At 71.4% G+C, this 15,942-nt stretch carries 16 protein-coding genes; 7 read left to right on the forward strand and 9 right to left on the reverse strand.

Translation table 11 applies throughout. The features are described 5' to 3' along the window. Nucleotides 1-48: 48 nt before the first annotated feature. Nucleotides 49-813, reverse strand: a complete 765-nt coding sequence (locus AB0N81_RS15260; RefSeq protein WP_365358281.1) for an SDR family oxidoreductase — start codon at nucleotides 811-813, stop codon at nucleotides 49-51. Nucleotides 814-925: 112 nt separating this feature from the next. Further along, nucleotides 926-1,630 (reverse strand): alpha/beta hydrolase, encoded by a 705-nt coding sequence (locus AB0N81_RS15265; RefSeq protein WP_365358282.1) that lies wholly within the window; start codon nucleotides 1,628-1,630, stop codon nucleotides 926-928. A gap of 136 nt (nucleotides 1,631-1,766) precedes the next feature. Here AB0N81_RS15265 and AB0N81_RS15270 point away from each other — a divergent pair, with 136 nt between their 5' ends. The 3 genes from AB0N81_RS15270 to AB0N81_RS15280 all read left to right on the forward strand — a co-directional run bounded on the left by AB0N81_RS15270 (nucleotide 1,767) and on the right by AB0N81_RS15280 (nucleotide 5,813). Next, the gene (locus AB0N81_RS15270; RefSeq protein WP_365358283.1) at nucleotides 1,767-3,095 is read left to right on the forward strand and encodes an erythromycin esterase family protein; all 1,329 of its coding nucleotides are present in this window, start codon (nucleotides 1,767-1,769) and stop codon (nucleotides 3,093-3,095) included. Between the two features lie 131 nt (nucleotides 3,096-3,226). After that, on the forward strand, nucleotides 3,227-4,480 hold the full coding sequence (locus AB0N81_RS15275; protein ID WP_365358438.1) for an MFS transporter: 1,254 nt from the start codon (nucleotides 3,227-3,229) through the stop codon (nucleotides 4,478-4,480). Between the two features lie 67 nt (nucleotides 4,481-4,547). Then, on the forward strand, nucleotides 4,548-5,813 hold the full coding sequence (locus AB0N81_RS15280) for a serine-threonine protein kinase (protein ID WP_365358284.1): 1,266 nt from the start codon (nucleotides 4,548-4,550) through the stop codon (nucleotides 5,811-5,813). A 10-nt stretch (nucleotides 5,814-5,823) separates the two neighbouring features. Here AB0N81_RS15280 and AB0N81_RS15285 read toward each other — a convergent pair whose 3' ends face one another. Beyond that, a complete protein-coding gene (locus AB0N81_RS15285) occupies nucleotides 5,824-8,652 on the reverse strand; it encodes a penicillin acylase family protein (protein WP_365358285.1) in 2,829 nt (942 codons plus the stop codon). Between the two features lie 303 nt (nucleotides 8,653-8,955). Here AB0N81_RS15285 and AB0N81_RS15290 point away from each other — a divergent pair, with 303 nt between their 5' ends. Then, entirely contained in the window at nucleotides 8,956-9,564 is a 609-nt protein-coding gene (locus AB0N81_RS15290; protein ID WP_365358286.1) for a hypothetical protein, read from the forward strand. A gap of 12 nt (nucleotides 9,565-9,576) precedes the next feature. On the opposite strand, the gene AB0N81_RS15295 is transcribed toward AB0N81_RS15290, so the two are convergent. Next, the gene (locus AB0N81_RS15295; RefSeq protein WP_365358287.1) at nucleotides 9,577-10,095 is read right to left on the reverse strand and encodes a hypothetical protein; all 519 of its coding nucleotides are present in this window, start codon (nucleotides 10,093-10,095) and stop codon (nucleotides 9,577-9,579) included. Between the two features lie 117 nt (nucleotides 10,096-10,212). After that, nucleotides 10,213-10,683 carry a redox-sensitive transcriptional activator SoxR gene (gene soxR, locus AB0N81_RS15300; RefSeq protein ID WP_365358288.1) on the reverse strand — a complete coding sequence of 157 codons (471 nt, stop codon included), beginning with the start codon at nucleotides 10,681-10,683 and terminating at the stop codon, nucleotides 10,213-10,215. A 107-nt stretch (nucleotides 10,684-10,790) separates the two neighbouring features. Between soxR and AB0N81_RS15305 the strand changes: the two genes are divergently transcribed. Then, complete coding sequence (locus AB0N81_RS15305; protein WP_365358289.1) at nucleotides 10,791-11,255, forward strand: MaoC family dehydratase; 465 nt, start codon at nucleotides 10,791-10,793, stop codon at nucleotides 11,253-11,255. A gap of 16 nt (nucleotides 11,256-11,271) precedes the next feature. Here AB0N81_RS15305 and AB0N81_RS15310 read toward each other — a convergent pair whose 3' ends face one another. From AB0N81_RS15310 to AB0N81_RS15320, 3 genes are all read right to left on the reverse strand, one after another. Continuing rightward, on the reverse strand, nucleotides 11,272-11,910 hold the full coding sequence (locus tag AB0N81_RS15310) for a TetR/AcrR family transcriptional regulator (protein WP_365358290.1): 639 nt from the start codon (nucleotides 11,908-11,910) through the stop codon (nucleotides 11,272-11,274). A gap of 89 nt (nucleotides 11,911-11,999) precedes the next feature. Next, nucleotides 12,000-12,287 carry a YiaA/YiaB family inner membrane protein gene (locus AB0N81_RS15315; protein ID WP_365358291.1) on the reverse strand — a complete coding sequence of 96 codons (288 nt, stop codon included), beginning with the start codon at nucleotides 12,285-12,287 and terminating at the stop codon, nucleotides 12,000-12,002. 60 nt (nucleotides 12,288-12,347) lie between these two features. Beyond that, entirely contained in the window at nucleotides 12,348-13,499 is a 1,152-nt protein-coding gene (locus AB0N81_RS15320) for an acyl-CoA dehydrogenase family protein (RefSeq protein ID WP_365358292.1), read from the reverse strand. A 107-nt stretch (nucleotides 13,500-13,606) separates the two neighbouring features. Between AB0N81_RS15320 and AB0N81_RS15325 the strand changes: the two genes are divergently transcribed. Continuing rightward, nucleotides 13,607-14,257, forward strand: coding sequence for a TetR/AcrR family transcriptional regulator (locus AB0N81_RS15325; protein ID WP_365358293.1), 651 nt, complete (start codon nucleotides 13,607-13,609; stop codon nucleotides 14,255-14,257). Nucleotides 14,258-14,521: 264 nt separating this feature from the next. Continuing rightward, nucleotides 14,522-15,232 carry a winged helix-turn-helix domain-containing protein gene (locus AB0N81_RS15330; protein WP_365358294.1) on the forward strand — a complete coding sequence of 237 codons (711 nt, stop codon included), beginning with the start codon at nucleotides 14,522-14,524 and terminating at the stop codon, nucleotides 15,230-15,232. A gap of 116 nt (nucleotides 15,233-15,348) precedes the next feature. On the opposite strand, the gene AB0N81_RS15335 is transcribed toward AB0N81_RS15330, so the two are convergent. Then, entirely contained in the window at nucleotides 15,349-15,924 is a 576-nt protein-coding gene (locus AB0N81_RS15335; RefSeq protein WP_365358295.1) for a TetR family transcriptional regulator, read from the reverse strand. Nucleotides 15,925-15,942 lie beyond the last annotated feature (18 nt).

The raw sequence follows: 15,942 nt of genomic DNA on the forward strand, positions 1-15,942 counted from the left end.
GCGTGGGGCCGTGCGTGGGGTCGTGCGTGGGGTCGTGCGTGGGGTCGTTCACCGGTCGGTCGCCTCCCACTTCTGCTGGATGTGGTTCATGCCCTTCAGCCATTTGTCCGGGGTCTCGGCACGGGCCTGGTAGAACGCGGCGACCTCGGGGTGCGGCAGGATCAGGAAGCGGTCCTCCGCCATGCCGGTGAAGAGCGCGGCGGCGACGTCGTCCGGCTCGATGGCGGTGGGTGTGAGGACGAGGTCGCCTGCGGTGCCGGTGGCGGCGAGCATGTCGGTGCGGACGCCCTGCGGGCAGATCGCGTGGACCTTGATGCCGCGGTGGCGGTAGGTGAGCGAGAGCCATTCGGCGAAGGCGTACGCGCCGTGCTTGGTGACGCTGTAGGGCGCGGCGCCGATCATGGTGAGCAGGCCGGCCGCGGAGACCGTGGAGACGAAGCGGCCGCTGCCGCGCTCCAGCCAGTCGGGCAGCAGCGCGCCGGCCGCGCGTACGTGTGCCATCACGTTGACGTCCCAGGCGGCGGCCCACACCTCCTCGGGCGCCGCCTCGCTGCCGCCGGAGCCGAGCCCGGCGTTGGCGCAGTACACGTCGATCGTGCCGCCGAGCGCCTCGCGGGCCTGCGGCACGATCACGGACGCGTCGCCCGGCACGGCGATGCCGCCGATCTCGTCGGCGACGGTCTTCGCCTTGGCGCCGTCCAGGTCGTTGACGACGACGCGCGCTCCCTCGGCGGCGAAGCGGCGGGCCAGTGCGGCCCCGATGCCGCCCCCTCCGCCCGTGACGACGACTCCCTTGTCCTGCAAGGTTTCCACGCTCGTTCTCCTTCGGCCCGCGGCTCGGCTTCGCTGGCAGACTAACCAGTCGGTATGTCGCGGCGAAAGAGGGGCGGCCGACTGAAGCACGGCTGCCCCCGGGCCGGGCGGTTCAGGCCCGTACGCGCACGCTCGCGTGCAGAATCCGCGCCAGCTCGCGCGGCTGGGAGAACATCGGCCAGTGGCCCGTGTCCATCTCGACGAGGCGCCAGTGCTCGCTCTTGAGCAGCTCGGCGACGTCGTCCATCGGCTCGTCGCCGTCGAGCAGGCACTTGATGTACGTCGCGGGCAGCTCGCCGAGCGGCCGCTCCAGCACGGCGGGCTCGGTCAGCGTGGCGGCCGGGTGCGGGGTGCCGCCGCTCGCGATCCGGGCGACCTGCTCGCTGTCGAGCCCTTGGCCGTCGAACTCCGCGGCGTTCAGGGGCCACCAGGAGCCGTCGCCCTCCGCGAGCAGGGCCTCGAACGCCGTCTGCCCCTGCCACCACATGGAGGCGAACGACTCGCCGTCGACCGGTACGTTGGCGTCGACGAACACGACCCGGGTCAGCCGGTCGCCGATCCGCTCGGCCGCCTGGCCGACGGGGATGCCCGCGTAGCTGTGCCCGACGAGGACGACGTCCCGCAGGCCGAGGCGTTCGACCTCGTCGACGATGTCCCGTACATGGGTCTCTTGTCCGGCAGGCACGTCCTGCTTGTCGGCGAGGCCGGAGAGGGTCAGAGGGTGGGCGCCGTGACCGGCGGCCCGCAGGTCCCGCGCCACGTCCTCCCATGCCCAGGAGCCGAGCCACGCGCCTGCCACCAGTATGTATTCCGCCATGGTGGTGAACGTACACGCCCTGGCGGCGGTGGGGCAGGCCCCACCGGTCATGCGGGTGCCAGCCGGATGGCGCCGCTCCCCGGCCGGACCGGACCATGATCTTCAGTTCGGTGCGGGCGAGTTGAGGGGGTTCGGCATGACACGGGTGACACGTCGGGGGGTTCCGCTCCTGGTGGTGGCGGTGGCCGGGGCGGGGGCGCTGGTCGCCCCGCAGCAGGCCGGGGCGGCGCCGCGCCCGGACGGTCCGGTCGCGGCGATCGAGCGTGCGGCCCACCCGCTGCGGTCCACCGGCCCGGGCGGGAGCACGAAGGATCTGCGGCCGCTCGGCCGGATGGTCGGTGACGCCTCGGTGGTGGGCCTGGGCGAGGCGACGCACGGCTCGCACGAGTTCTTCACGATGAAGGAGCGCGTGTTCCGCCACCTTGTGGCGGAGAACGGGTTCACCACTTTCGCGCAGGAGGTGAGCTGGACGACGGGGCTGCGCTTCGACGCGTACGTGAGGGGCGGCGCGGGCGGGGCGCGCGAGCTCGTCCACCGCGAGCTGGCGAAGACGCCGTGGGACACGGAGGAGTACGTCCATCTGCTCCGCTGGATGCGCGCGTACAACGAGCGGCACCCGGAGCGGCAGCTGCGTTTCGTGGGCAATGACCTCAACTACCCCGAGCAGGGGCCCGAGTTGTTCGACGGGGTGCGGGACTACGTGCGCGCGAACGAGCCGGATCTGCTGCCCCGGGTCACCGGGCTGTACGCGCCGCTGCGGCGTCTGACGGACGGCGACGCGTACATGGGACGGCCGCTCGCCGAGCGCAGGACGTTGGCGGAGAAGGCCGGCGAGGCGTACGACTTGCTCAAGAAGCGCCGGCCGACGGCGCGGAGCACGCCGTACGAACTCGCCCTGCACCACGCCCGGTCCATCGCGCAGACCGGGGACGTGTACGCCCTGCCGCTCGACACCCCCGAGGGCCAGCAGGACGCGATGCTGTACCGCGACCGGATCATGGCGGACAACACGGCGTGGTGGCAGCGGCACACGGGCGGCAAGGTGTTCCTCTCCGCCCACAACGCGCACGTCTCGTACGAGTCCTTCGATCCGCGCTATCCGAAGATGCAGGGCGCCTTCCTGCGCGACAGGCTCGGGAAGCGGTACGCGAGCATCGGGTTCACCTTCGACCGGGGCGGGCTGATGGCGCAGAGCGCGGACTCCCCGGTGTGGAAGCCGCGTCGGCTCGCCCCTGCGACGCCCGGCATGAACGAGCACACGCTCGACCGGGTGCGCTTCGACGACTACTTCGTGGACATGCGGACCGCTCCCCCGGCCGCCGGGAAGTGGCTGGAGGAGGCCCGGCCGACCCGGAGCATCGGGAACGCGTATCCGGACGGCCCGCACAAGATCCGCCTCAAGGCCTCGCACGACATCCTCATCCATCTGCACGCCATCACACCGGCCCACCGCCTGTCTCAGTGACCGAGACCGGCCGTATCACCTATTGACTGCCCCCTACATCCAATACGAGAGTGCCGCTCGTGCACAGCGAAGCGACAGCAGCAGAGAAACAGCAGGTCCGGAACGCGGAGGGGGACGGCGGTGCCGAGAGTCTGCGCAGGGTGGCCGTGGCCTCCTTCATCGGGACGGCCATCGAGTTCTACGACTTCTACATCTACGGCACGGCGGCCGCCCTCGTCCTGAACGAGGCGTTCTTCCCGACCCTCGACCCGGTCAACGCCACCCTCGCGTCGTTCTCCACGTACGCGGTGGCGTTCGCGGCCCGGCCCATCGGCTCGGTGATCTTCGGTCACTTCGGCGACCGGGTGGGACGCAAGTCCGTGCTGGTGGCCTCGCTGCTCCTGATGGGTCTCTCGACCGCCCTCGTCGGACTCCTGCCCGGGTACGGCACGTGGGGCATCTGGGCGCCGCTGCTGCTGATCCTGCTCCGCTTCCTCCAGGGCATCGGGCTCGGCGGCGAGTGGGGCGGCGCGGCGCTGCTCGCGGTGGAGCACGCGCCGAAGAAGAAGCGCGGGATGTACGCGGCCTTCCCCCAACTCGGCCCGTCCGTGGGGTTCTTCGCGGCGACCGGCGTCTTCTGGCTGCTGTCGGCCACGCTCTCCGACGACGCGTTCCGCTCATGGGGCTGGCGCGTGCCGTTCCTGCTCTCGTTCCTGCTGGTGGCCGTCGGCCTGTTCGTGCGCCTCAAGATCAGCGAGACGCCGGTCTTCGCGAAGGTCATGGCGGCGCAGGAGGCGAGCAAGGTGCCCGCGCTCGACGTGGTGCGCCGCCACCCGCGCGAACTCCTGCTCGGCGCGGGCGGCATGGTCGTCGCGTACGGCCTCTTCTACACCGCCACGACCTACTGCCTCTCCTACGCCACCGGCACCCTGCACATCCCGCGCGGCACGATGCTCGGCCTCTCCCTGGTCGCCTGCCTCTTCCTCGCGGCCGGCACCTGGCTCGCCGCGACGCGCTCCGACGGCGCGGGGCGGCGCAGGCTGGTCCTCGCGGGGGCGGCGCTCGCGGTGGTGTGGGGGCTCGTGCTCTTCCCGCTCCTGGACACCGAGCAGCCGGTGCTCGTCGCTCTCGCGATCGGCGGCGCGCTGTTCTGCATGGGTGTGGTCTACGGCCCGATGGGCGCCTATCTGCCCGAGCTGTTCGGCACGAGCGTGCGCTACTCGGGCGCCTCGCTCGCGTACAACCTGGGCGGTGTGCTCGGCGGCGCGGTCTCGCCGCTGGTGGCGACCCGGCTGCAGTCGGCGTTCGGCTCCTCGTCGGTGGGCTGGTACGTGAGCGCGATGGCGGTCGTGTCGCTGCTGTGCGTGCTCGCGCTGCCGGAGACGCGCGAGCGGGAACTCACCTGACCCGCCGGCCGAGTCAGGTCGTGCGCGACATCTGGCCAGGTGGCCCGGGCGGCAGGACCATACCTGCGTGGAGCCCTACTGGGAATTGACCTTCGACGCCGACGGCGACGTCGACACCGCGCAGCGCGCGCAGCTGCTGTCGGGCGCGGAACGTGAACGCGTCACCGATCTGCTGGTCTTCGCGCACGGCTGGAACAACGAGCAGAAGGACGCCCGGAAGCTGTACCGGCGCTTCTTCACCCCTTGTCGGGAGCTCGCCGGGCCGCAGGTGCGCCTCGGCTATGTCGGGGTGCTGTGGCCCGCCATCCGCTTCCCCGACGAGACCATCCCCGACTTCGACCCTTCGGCCGCCGCCGTCGCCGCCACACCGCCGGGCGAGCCCGTGCTCGACCCGGCGACGCGGCAGGCGCTCGACCGCGCCTTCCCCGACCACACCGAGACTCTCGACCGGATCGCCGAGCTGCTCGCGGAGCGCTCCGAAGTCCCTTCGCGGATCTATGAGTTCGGGCGGCATGTACGGGAGCTCGTCTCCCTGCGCGAGTCCCACCCCGCACGGCACTTCGGCCAGGACACCGGCGCGGGCGAGCCCGCCATGCTCACCGACGACGCGGTCCGGGTCTGCGAGGTGTTCGCGGCCGCCCGCGCGGACACCGGGGAGCCCCTGCTCCTCGGCGATCTGCGCGAGCGGCTGTGGGACGGCGCGCACGAGCTGCTGCGGCAGGGCACGTACTACGCGATGAAGCGGCGGGCGGGCGCCGTCGGCCAGCTGGGGCTCGGCCCGGCGATCGGTCTGCTCGCCGCCGATGTCCCGACGATCAAGGTGCATCTCATCGGGCACAGCTTCGGCGGCAGGCTCGTGTCGTACGCGCTGCGCGGGATGCCCGCGGACGTGCGCACGGTGAAGTCGGTGACGCTCCTCCAAGGGGCCTTCTCGCACTACACGTTCGCCGAGCGCCTGCCGCACGACAAGTTCCGCGGCGGCGCCCTGCGCGGCATGCAGCACCGCGTCGACGGCCCGCTGATCTCCTGCTACTCGCGCCACGACGACGCCCTCGGCCGGCTGTATCCGCTGGCGTCGAAGCTGGCCGGTGACTCCTCCGGCTTCCTGAGCCTGTGGGAGCGGTGGGGCGCCATCGGCTACAACGGCATCCGTTCCGTGGACGGCACCAAGCGCATCAAGCTGGGCGACAAGGTGCCGGCCAAGGGATGTGTGAGCGTCGACGTGGCGTCGGTGGTGCGGCGGGGCGGCCCGCCCTCCGGCGCGCACAGCGACGTGTGCCATGAGGAGCTGGCACGCCTCGTGTTCGCCGCGGGGCGGATCGCTCTCGCCTGAGGGCCCGCGCCTACCGGTGCCGGGGGAACTCGACGACCTGCTGGTAGGTGGGCCGGTTCTGCCACTGGACCGGCTTGTGCGTGATGCCGCCGAGCGCCCGGTGGATGATCGAGTCCGCGCACCACTGGTCGCCCGCCTTGCAGGAGTCGTCACCGGGGTAGACCTCGGTGGCGGGCGCGGCGACGGCCTGCGCGAGGGTGGCGAGCAGGGCGTCGCGGCAGGCGTCGAGCCTGCCGCCGCCGCAGTAGGTGTCGGCGAGCTCGCCCTTCACCGGCCGGCCGAGGACCTTGCGCAGGTCCTTGTCGGCGTAGCCCCACCAGCCGTACTGGAAGGCCGATCCGGCGTGCGCGCCGGTGGGTCCGTGACCGGCGGACGGCGCCTCGTCGGTGGCGAGCTGTGACGTGAGGGCGTCGTAGAGGTCCTTGCCGAGGCCCGGCCGGAACTGGGCCTCGATCAGCCGCGGCCACCAGGCGTCCATGATCCGCACGGCGTCGGGGTGGGCGTACGCCTTGGCTCCGGCCGAGGTCTGGTTGCGCTGGGAGCCCGCCTTGCGCCACGCCTCCAACTGCTGAAGGGCCTTCGCGAGTTGCGGGTCTGTGACCGGCTTGCTGCGGAGCACCGCGAGCAGCTCGGGCAGCACCTGTTCGCCGCGCAGGTCGGTGACGGCCGCCTCCGACATGGCCCGGGTGAGCGCGGCGCGGGTGACGCCGCCCTCATCGGTGAGCTTCCTGACCCGGCCGTCCAGCAGGTCGCCGCGGTGCACGGCGCTCACGCCGAAGCCCGCCGTGCTGAAGTCCTTCGCCTGCTTGTTGTTCCAGGAGATGTAGTAGTCCTGGTTGACGGACTGCGGGTGCTCGGCGGGCGGGGTCTGCGCGGAGGTGTTGTTCTCGGGGTCGAAGTCCCGCCATTCGTAGGCCTGTTCGGCCTTGACCGGCAGGGCGGGGTCGATGTCGCCCGCGCGCTCGGGGTTGGCGCCGCTGTTGTAGTACGCGATGTCGCGCGAGTCGGCGTAGAACCAGTTGAAGGCGTAGCTGATGTGCTGCGCCGCCTTCTGGAAGCTCGCGGCGTCCTTGACGTACGACGGGTCGTTGAACATCTGGAAGCCGATGATGGAGTCGGCCTCGTGGCGGTAGGTGGAGCGCAGCGACACGTATGCGACGGGCTTGCCTTCGACGCTCGCACGGTGCGTCACGATGCCGTACTTGGTGCGGAAGACCTGCATGCGGTAGGAGCCTGCGGCCGTGGAGTCGGCGAGGGTCGGCTTCCAGGCGTTCTTGCGCTCCATCTTCTCCATGGGGGTGCAGGTCCCCCGGTGGAGGTAGCCGGCCGACTGCTTGGTGGGGGTGCCGCCGCCCGGTTCGCAGAGCTCGACGGCGTACGTGTCCGTGATGTCCTGTCCGGCGGAGGTGGCCGACCAGGCGTAGTCCTGGCCGCGTCCCAGCTGGACATACATGCCGACGCCCGCGAAGGAGACGCCGCGGGCGCTGATGCCGGGGCCCTGCAGTTCCTGCTGCATGAGGAGCTGGGGCGCGAAGTAGCCGGTCTGCGGGCCGAAGACGGCGACGGGGTTACCGCTCGCGGTGTGCTTCCCGGAGACGAGCAGGGCGTTCGACATGCCCTTCTTGTGGCCGTCCCGCCGGAACAGATCGGCGGGCAGCACCCCGTCGTCGTACATCCCCTGGAGCGGCCGCAGCTTCTCGGGTGCCTTCACCGGGTCCTTGGCCGCGGACTTGGCGCCGCCCTCCTTGTCGTACACGAGCTGTTCGCGCTCGACCGAGCCCGGGTCGGGCATCGCCGTGCCGCGCGCCTTCTCCGGCTTGCCCGCGTAGGGGAAGCTCGTGCCGTCGTGGATGGTCTGGACGGCCTCGGGGTCGTTGCGGGCGCGGAAGGACTCCCAGACCTTCGTGCCCTTCTCGACGCCGTACTTCTCCTGGGACTTCAGGAGGGAGAGGGCCGATTCGACCTCTCCGCCGCCGCCGTTGCCGAAGAGGCCGCCGACCACGGAGGCCAGCGCGATCATGTCGGTGACCTTGAAGGGCTCGATCTCACCGGCGTTGGTGATCGCGTCGATCTTGCCGGTCAGGACGTACTCGCCGGGGAAGTAGCGGCCGTTCTTGGACTTCACGCGGTAGGCGTTGAGCCCGTCTATGTAGGCCTGCGCGTCCTCCATCGCCTGCCTGCCGCGCTCGCCCTGGGTGGTCCTGATGTACTCGACCTGCTTCTCCAGGTCCTTCTCCGTGTACGGGGCCTGCGGCCAGAACTGCTGCTCCAGGCCCTGGTTGGCGAGCGCGCCGCCCGCGAACGAGGTCAGCTGTCCGCGCCCGATGTGCCGGAACAGGTCGATGAGCCAGAGCCGGTCCTGACCGGCGGCGAAGCCCGCCCCGAACTCGGTGCCGTACCGCGTGGTGCCCTTGATGTGCGGGACGCCGTACTTCTTGTCCCGGGTGATCGTCACGTCGTCGCGCGGCCTGGTGACGGAGGCCACCTGGTCGCCCGGCACCCCGAAGGAGGCATCGTTGAAGAACTCGGTGAGCTTGTCGTCGGTGAGCGAGGGGTAGCCGGAGGAGAGCGCGTCGTAAGGGCCCAACTGGTCGTCGGCGTGGGGCGGTTGGGTGCCGAGGACGCGGTGGGCGAGGATCTCGGCGAGGGTCGCGCCGCCGTTCGCGCCGGGCGGCAGGATGTCCGCGCACTGGCTTCCGCAGTAGTCGACGGCCTCCTCCTTCGGCGCCGGCTCCCGCGGGGCGGCCGCGGCGCCCGGCAGGGGCGCGAGGAGGGAGGCGCCGAGCGCGAGCGCCGCCCCCGCCGTGAGTGTTCTGAGCCTGACGATGCGTCGTCGCATGGGTGCTCCTCCGGATCCTGCGGAAGACCGATGCGGCGGAGGCTACTGGCGGGTTGACGAACCCGAAAGATGAACAAGCGTCGCCTTTTCCGAATCACCACAACGCGCCCCCCTTGTGTCTGCATCACCCCAGATGAGGCGGGCAGGCGGAAAACAGTCGCGCGAGGAGGGAGCCGAATCGCGTGTCGATACGTCTATTCGGCGACGTCGTTTCGAACGCGGTCGACTCGGCTCGACATCGACGCCGGCGAATGCGGAACACGGGTACCAGTACGGAAGTACGTGTGACGGAGGTGCAGGGCGATGGCCGGATTCCGGAGTCTCGCGAGACAGGTGCGCGACCCGAAGAGTGACCTGGCACTGCGGCGCTACTCGCTGCGCAAGTGCCTGGAGAGGTTCGCCCCCTACGGACACCGGGCGACCTGGGACCATCTGTGCGCCCGGGCGGGATTCGGGCCCGAGGACAGGTCACCCGACCCGGCGCGGCTGGTGGCGGCGCTCAACGAACTGGAGGCGGCGCGGGCGGTCTGGCTCACCTACGAGGCGGGCTTCGCGGAGCGCCGCCGCAAGGAGAAGCACGACGGGCTCAGGCGCCCGGGCAGCGTCGACGACTGGCACCGCCGCACGTGGGGCGGGTGCGGCGTCGCCTGGTGCGACGACCCGGACGTGCACCCGCACGAACCCCTCGCCGAGGTGCTGCGCCGGCTCATCGCGGCGCTGGAGAGGGAGCCGGGCACGGCCTGCCCCGTCTGTGCGGACACCGCCCTCACCTGGAAGCACGGCCTGGCGCACGAGCCATCGTCGGGAGCGGTCTGCACGGGTTGCGGCATCGTCGTGCCCTGCCCCGTCCTCACCCCGGACGCGGTGGCCCGGGCGCGGGCGCGCCGGCTGCGCCCGCTGGTGTCGGCGTGAGGTGCGGCACGGTCAGGGTGTGACCACGTCCGTGTGGATGGCCAGCTTGAACTGGGCGTGAATCAGCGGCGTGCGGAGCCTCACGTCTCCCGCGCCGCGTGCCGAGATCTTCAAACCCACCGGCGTGCCCGGGTGCACGAACATCTGCCAGAGGTAGGTCCTGTACTGCCCGCCCCTGGTCGGCGCGATGTCGGTCGTCGCGGTCGAGTCGTACCCGGTCGACACGTTCAGCGGGTCGCGGACGTACCGCGAGCGGAACTCGGTCGCCTTGGGGTCCGGCTCCCAGAAGACCATCGCGGAGAGCATGCCCCAGCCGTCGTGGCTGGGCCAGATCAGCCCCGAGCGGGCGTCCGGGTACTTGGAGGGGCTTGTGACGCCCTTCGACGGGTCGTGCATGTGCCACGGGTCGTAGGACTCGTCACCCGCGCCGTACGGAAAGCGCACCAGGTGGTACCCGTCACTGTCGTACTTGATGGTCTGCGGTCCGTGCCGCGCGGCGTCCCACAGCAATGAGCAAACGGCGACAGACATCGGCCCTCCCCCGTTTCGGTGTCGGCGTATCTCGCCTGCGTACAGAACACGTTGGTACGCGGAACGCGAGGCGGCCAGACGTGGCGCAGGGAAATCCGAACTCGTGACCGTCCCGCGTCACGACCGGCGCGGCCGGCGCTCCTCCAGCAGCCGGGACCCGCTGTGCCGCTCGCCGAAGACGTCGTCGGGATTGGACAGGACGCATGTGTCCAGAGAGAGGCAGCCGCAGCCGATGCAGTCCGTGAGGTGGTCGCGGAGCCGGCCCAGCTGCTTGATGCGCTTGTCCAGCTCGGAGCGCCAGCCCGCCGAGAGGCGCGCCCAGTCCTCGCGGTTGGGCGTGCGCTCCTCGGGGAGGGAGTCGAGGGCCTCGCGGATCGTGGAGAGCGGGATGCCGACGCGCTGGGAGGCACGGATGAAGGCGACGCGGCGCAGCGTGTCCCGGTGGTAGCGGCGCTGGTTGCCGGAGGTGCGGCGGCTCGCGATCAGGCCCTTGGCCTCGTAGAAGTGCAGGGCCGACACGGCGACGCCGCTGCGGTCGGCCAGCTGGCCGACCGTGAGTTCGTGGATCTTCTCCGGTATCTGGGGCACCCCTCAAACCTACTGGCAGCTCCGTTGACACGCGTCCGCCCACACCCCATGCTGAGCAAGCGCTTAGTCTGCGTACGTTTCTTGCATACGTCTAGGAGGCCAGGGACATGGCGGAGCCGAGGATCTTCACGTCGCCCGAGGAGCTGCGCGCCGCAGTCGGCGAGCAGCTCGGACACAGCGACTGGCTGGAGATCGACCAGAAGCGGATCGACCTCTTCGCCGACGCCACGGGCGATCACCAGTGGATCCACGTGGACGCGGAGAAGGCGGCACAGGGCCCCTTCGGGACGACGATCGCCCACGGCTATCTGACGCTGTCGCTGCTGCCGAGCCTGGTGCCGCAGACCATGCGGGTCGAGGGCATGAAGATGGGCATCAACTACGGCACCGAGAAGGTCCGTTTCCCCTCCCCCGTGCCGGTCGGCTCGCGGCTGCGCGCGACCGCCGTGCTCACCGACGTCACGCCGACGAAGGACGGGGGCGTACAGGTGACGGCCAAGGTCACCGTGGAGCGGGAGGGCGGCGACAAGCCCGCCTGCGTGGCGGAGTCGGTGTCGCGCTACTACTTCTGAGGCTTCCGGGGCCGTTCTACTTCCGGGTCCCGGCGGGCCGCGCGCCCACCATCCGCAGCACGAGGTCGGCGTAGAGCGCGCCGACCTCGTCGGGCGTCCGGTGCCCCGCCGCGTTGAACCAGCGGGCGACGTCGATGCAGAGCGAGAGCACGGCGAGCGTGGTGCCCGGCACGTCGGGGACGTCGAACTCCCCCGCCCGCACACCGTCGTTGATGATGTCCCGCACGGCCGCGTCCGTCCTGCGGCGCAGCGCGACGATCTCCGCGCGGTGCTCCTCGCCGAGCGCGTCCAGCTCGTACTGCACGACGCGCGCGGTCATGTGGTGGGCGGCGTGCCAGCGGACGAAGGAGCGCACGGCCTCCGTGAGCCGCTCGGCGGGGCCGCCCTCGCCGTCCGCGGCGGTCCGCAGGATGGCGAGGGCCTTGTCGTGGCCGATCCGGCTGATCCGGTGGAGCAGCTCTTCCTTCGTCTTGTAGTGGATGTAGAGCGCGGCGGGGCTCATGCCGGCGCGGCCCGCGATGTCCCGGGTCGTCGTCGCGTGATAGCCGCGCTCGGCGAAGGCCTCGACGGCGGCGATCAGCAGTCGCCTGGCCGCGTCGGGGCTGACCTCGCCCCACGGCTGCTCCTCGCCGCCGGTCTCCTCCGCCGCACTCATGTCCCACTCCTTCGCACCTGACCCGGTCTGCCGGGAGGGACACCATACCCCCCGGCGGTGAGCGGGCGCTTAGCGCGCGGGGCGGGCTCTCAGGGCTTGGCGAACGGGTCGTGCTCGGCGAGCAGCCTGTCGACGCGGGCCTGGTCGACCCTGCTGACGATCTGTTCCACCTCCTGGCGGTCCCTGATCACCTTGGCGAGGGTGAACGCGGAGGTCGTCAGATAGAGCACCGAGATGGCGAGGAAGCCCCGCACCCAGGCGGAGGCGTCGAGGTAGCCGATGCCGACGGTCACCGCGCCCAGGGCGACGGAGAAGGACGCGACGGCCTGGCCGTAGAAGGCGGTCGTTGTCTGCTGCTTGACGGGTGGCTCGGTCATGACCGCAGCTTCCGGGTCACCCGGCCCCGGCCACATCCGCTCGCGTACTCAGAGACGTACTCAGAAGGCCGAAACCCCGGTCAGCGCACGGCCGATGACGAGCTTCTGAATCTGACTGGTGCCTTCATAGAGGGTCATCACACGGGCGTCGCGCAGGAGCTTGCCGGCCGGGTACTCGTCGATGTAGCCGTAGCCGCCGAAGACCTGGAGGGCGTTGTTGGCGGCGCGCACGGCGGCCTCGGAGGCGAAGAGCTTCGCCTTGGAGGACTCCGTGGCGAAGGGCTGCCCCCGGTCGATGAGGTCGGCGACCCGCCAGGTCAGCAGGCGGGCGGCGTCCACGTCCACCGCGATGTCGCTGATCAGCTCCTGCACCAGCTGGTGGTGGGCGATGGTCCTGCCGAACTGCTCGCGCTCGGTGGAGTACAGCACCGCCGCGTCGAGGGCGGCCTGCGCGATGCCCACACAGCCGGCCGCCACCGACATGCGCCCCTTGGCGAGGGCCGACATGGCGACGGAGAAGCCCTTGCCCTCGGGCGCCATCATGGCGGACGCCGGGACGCGCACGTCCTCCAGGACGAGTTCGGCGGTGGCCTGTCCGCGCAGGCCGAGCTTGCCGTGCAGGGTGCGGCGGGTCAGGCCGGGAGTGTCGGCGGGGACGAGGAAGGCGGACACGCCCTTGTGCCCCGGGGCGCCGCCGGTGCGGGCGAAGAGGAGCACGACGTCGGCCCAGGTGCCGTTCGTGATGAACATCTTGGTGCCGTTGAGGACGTACGAGTCGCCGTCGCGCACGGCCCTGGTCGTGAGGCTGCCCGCGTCGGAGCCGGTGCCCGGCTCGGTGAGCCCGAAGCATCCGACGTACTCGCCGGAGGTGAGCCCCGGCAGCCACTGCCGCTTCTGCTCCTCGCTGCCCCAGTGCGCGATGGTCTTGGCGACCAGGCCGAGGGAGACCGAGACGATGCCGCGCACGGAGGAGTCACCCCGGCCCAGCTCCTCGGTCACCAGGCAGTACGCGAGGTGGTCGCCGCCCGAGCCGCCGTACTCCTCGTCGATGGTCAGCCCCAGGAAGCCGACCTCGCCGAGCTTCTTCACGAGGGCCCGGTCGACGTTCTCGGCGCGGTCCCACTCGACGACGTGCGGGGCTATCTCGCGTGCGACGAAGTCCTTGGCCAGCTCCCGGACGGCGGCCTGCTCGTCGCTGAGCTCAAGGTTCATCGTGGGCACCTCTTCAGTGGAGACGTGATGTCGGGTCGGGCGGAGACGTGATGTCGAGAATTAAATTAGCACTGCTAGTTTGTTGCGGCAGCCCTACTATGTGCCGCATGGCCCGACCGCGCAAGCCCCTCCTCAGCCGAGAACGCATCGTCGACACGGCCCGCGCCCTCGTCGACGCCGAGGGTCTCGCGGCCGTCTCCACGCGCCGCCTCGCCGCCGAGCTCGGGGTCAGCGGGCCCTCCCTCTACAACCACTTCCGCACCAAGGACCAGATCCTGGAAGCGGTCGCCGACTCGGTGAGCGCGCAGGTCGACCTGTCGATGTTCGAGGCCGCCGACGGACGCGACTGGCGTACGGCGCTGCACGACTGGGCGGTCTCCTACCGGGCCGCCCTCACCCGGCACCCGAACATCGTGCCGGTCCTCGCGCGCGGACCGGGCCGCCGTCCGGCCGGGCTGCGGCTCGCCGACGCGGTGTTCGGGGCGATGGTCGACGCGGGCTGGCCGGCCGCGCAGGCCACGTCGATCGGCGCGCTGATGCGGTACTTCATCATGGGCTCCGCGCTCGGCTCGTTCGCCGGGGGCTTCGTGGACGACGAGGCCGCGTACGACCCCGCCGACTACCCGCACCTGGGCCAGGCCCACCTGCTCGCCGACCGCCAGCAGGTAATCGACGAGCGCGCCTTCGAAGCAGGCATCCAGGCCCTGCTCGACGGCCTCACGCAACAGTACGAACGGGTGGCGGCACAGCGGTTGTGAGGCGGCGGCTCCTGTGGCGGGGGAGCGCCTGTGGCGGGGCGGCTCCTGTGGCGGGGCGGCTCCTGTGGCGCGGCGGCTCTTGTGACGTGGCGGGGCCCGTGACGTGGCGGCCCCATGACGCGGCGGCACCCGTGACGCGTCGGCGCCCATGACGCGGCGGCCGCTGTGACGCGGCGGGGCCCGTGACGCGGCGGCACCCATGACGCTTACGCCCCTCGCGACTCTTCGGTGCGTGCCGAAGTGTTCCTGACGCATCCTGGAGGCATGAAGCCGGGCCACACGAAGAACGCCGCCGCTCCTGCCCTCGCCTCCCTCGCCGCGCTGTTCGCGGACGAGACGCGGGCGGCCTGCCTGCTCGCGCTGCTCGACGGGCGCGCCTGGACGGCCGGCGAGCTGGCCCGGCACGCGGGCGTCGCGGCGTCCACGGTCAGCGAGCACCTGGGAAGGCTGGTCGCGGGCGGCCTGCTCGCCGAGGACCGGCAGGGCCGCCACCGCTATGTGCGGCTCGCCGACGCGCGGGCCGCCCAACTCGTCGAGGATCTGGCCGCCCACGCGGCGCCCGGGGCGCCGGCCAAGCCCCGCACACTGCGCGAGGCCGGCGCCGCCGGCGCGATGGCGCGGGGCCGCACCTGCTACGACCACCTGGCGGGGCGGCTCGGGATCACGATCACCGGGGCGATGACGGAGCGGGGGCTGTTGCGGCAGGACACCGGGTTCGCCCTGACCGACCAAGGGGTGAGCTGGTTCGCGGAGCTGGGGATCGGGCTCGTACGCGGCGGGCGGCGCCCCATGGCCCGGTCCTGCCTGGACTGGACCGAGCGCAAGCCTCATCTCGCCGGGGTCGCGGGGGCGGCCCTGTGCCGGCACGCGCTGGCCACGGGCTGGTGCGAGCGGATCGGTTCGGAGCGCGCCGTGCGGGTGACCCCGGCCGGGGCGCGGGCCTTCGCGGAGCACCTCGGCGTCAACGGCCCCTGAGAGCCCGTCAGGATGGGACTCTCAGGGGCCTCAGGGATCTCAGGGATCTCAGGGATCTCAGGGGTCTCAGGGGGCCTCAGGGGGCCTCAGGGGGCCTCAGGGGGCCTCAGGGGGCCTCACTCCGTGACGATGCGTTCCACCGCGGCCGCGACGAGCGCGTCGCGCTCGGCCTCCGAGAGGACGTCGGGCAGGGTGAGCTGCTCGACGATGAGCCAGTTGAACGCCATGTACAGGAGCTTGACCGCCGTCGCGTCGCCCGGCAGCCCGGAGGCGTCGTGGTAGGCGAGGTTGGTCTCCAGGTCGGCGCGGACGCGCTCGGTGAGGACGGCGCGCAGCTCCGGGCGCCGGGTGGCCTCCAGGCGCAGTTCGAGCAGCGCCAGATAGCCCGTACGGAAGCCGCTGACGCGCCCGACGACGTCACGCATCAACGCGACGTAGGTCTCCTTGTCGGGCTTGGCCGTCCGCTGCCGCTCGACCTCCGCCTCGTCGGGCGCGATGCGTTCGTAGACGCGGGCGCCCGCCTGGGTGAGCAGGTCGTCGCGGTTGCTGAAGTAGTTGGATGCCGTACCGGTGGGCACCGCGGCCTCCGCGTCCACCGCGCGGAAGGTCAGCCCGCGGGCGCCGTCCCTGGCCAGCACCTCGATGGCGGCGTCGACCAGGGCCGCCCGCCGGTCGTCGTTCCTGCGCACCACTGACACCACTCCATTCGA

The sequence above is a fragment of the Streptomyces sp. NPDC093510 genome (assembly GCF_040683555.1).
Lineage (GTDB): Bacteria > Actinomycetota > Actinomycetes > Streptomycetales > Streptomycetaceae > Streptomyces.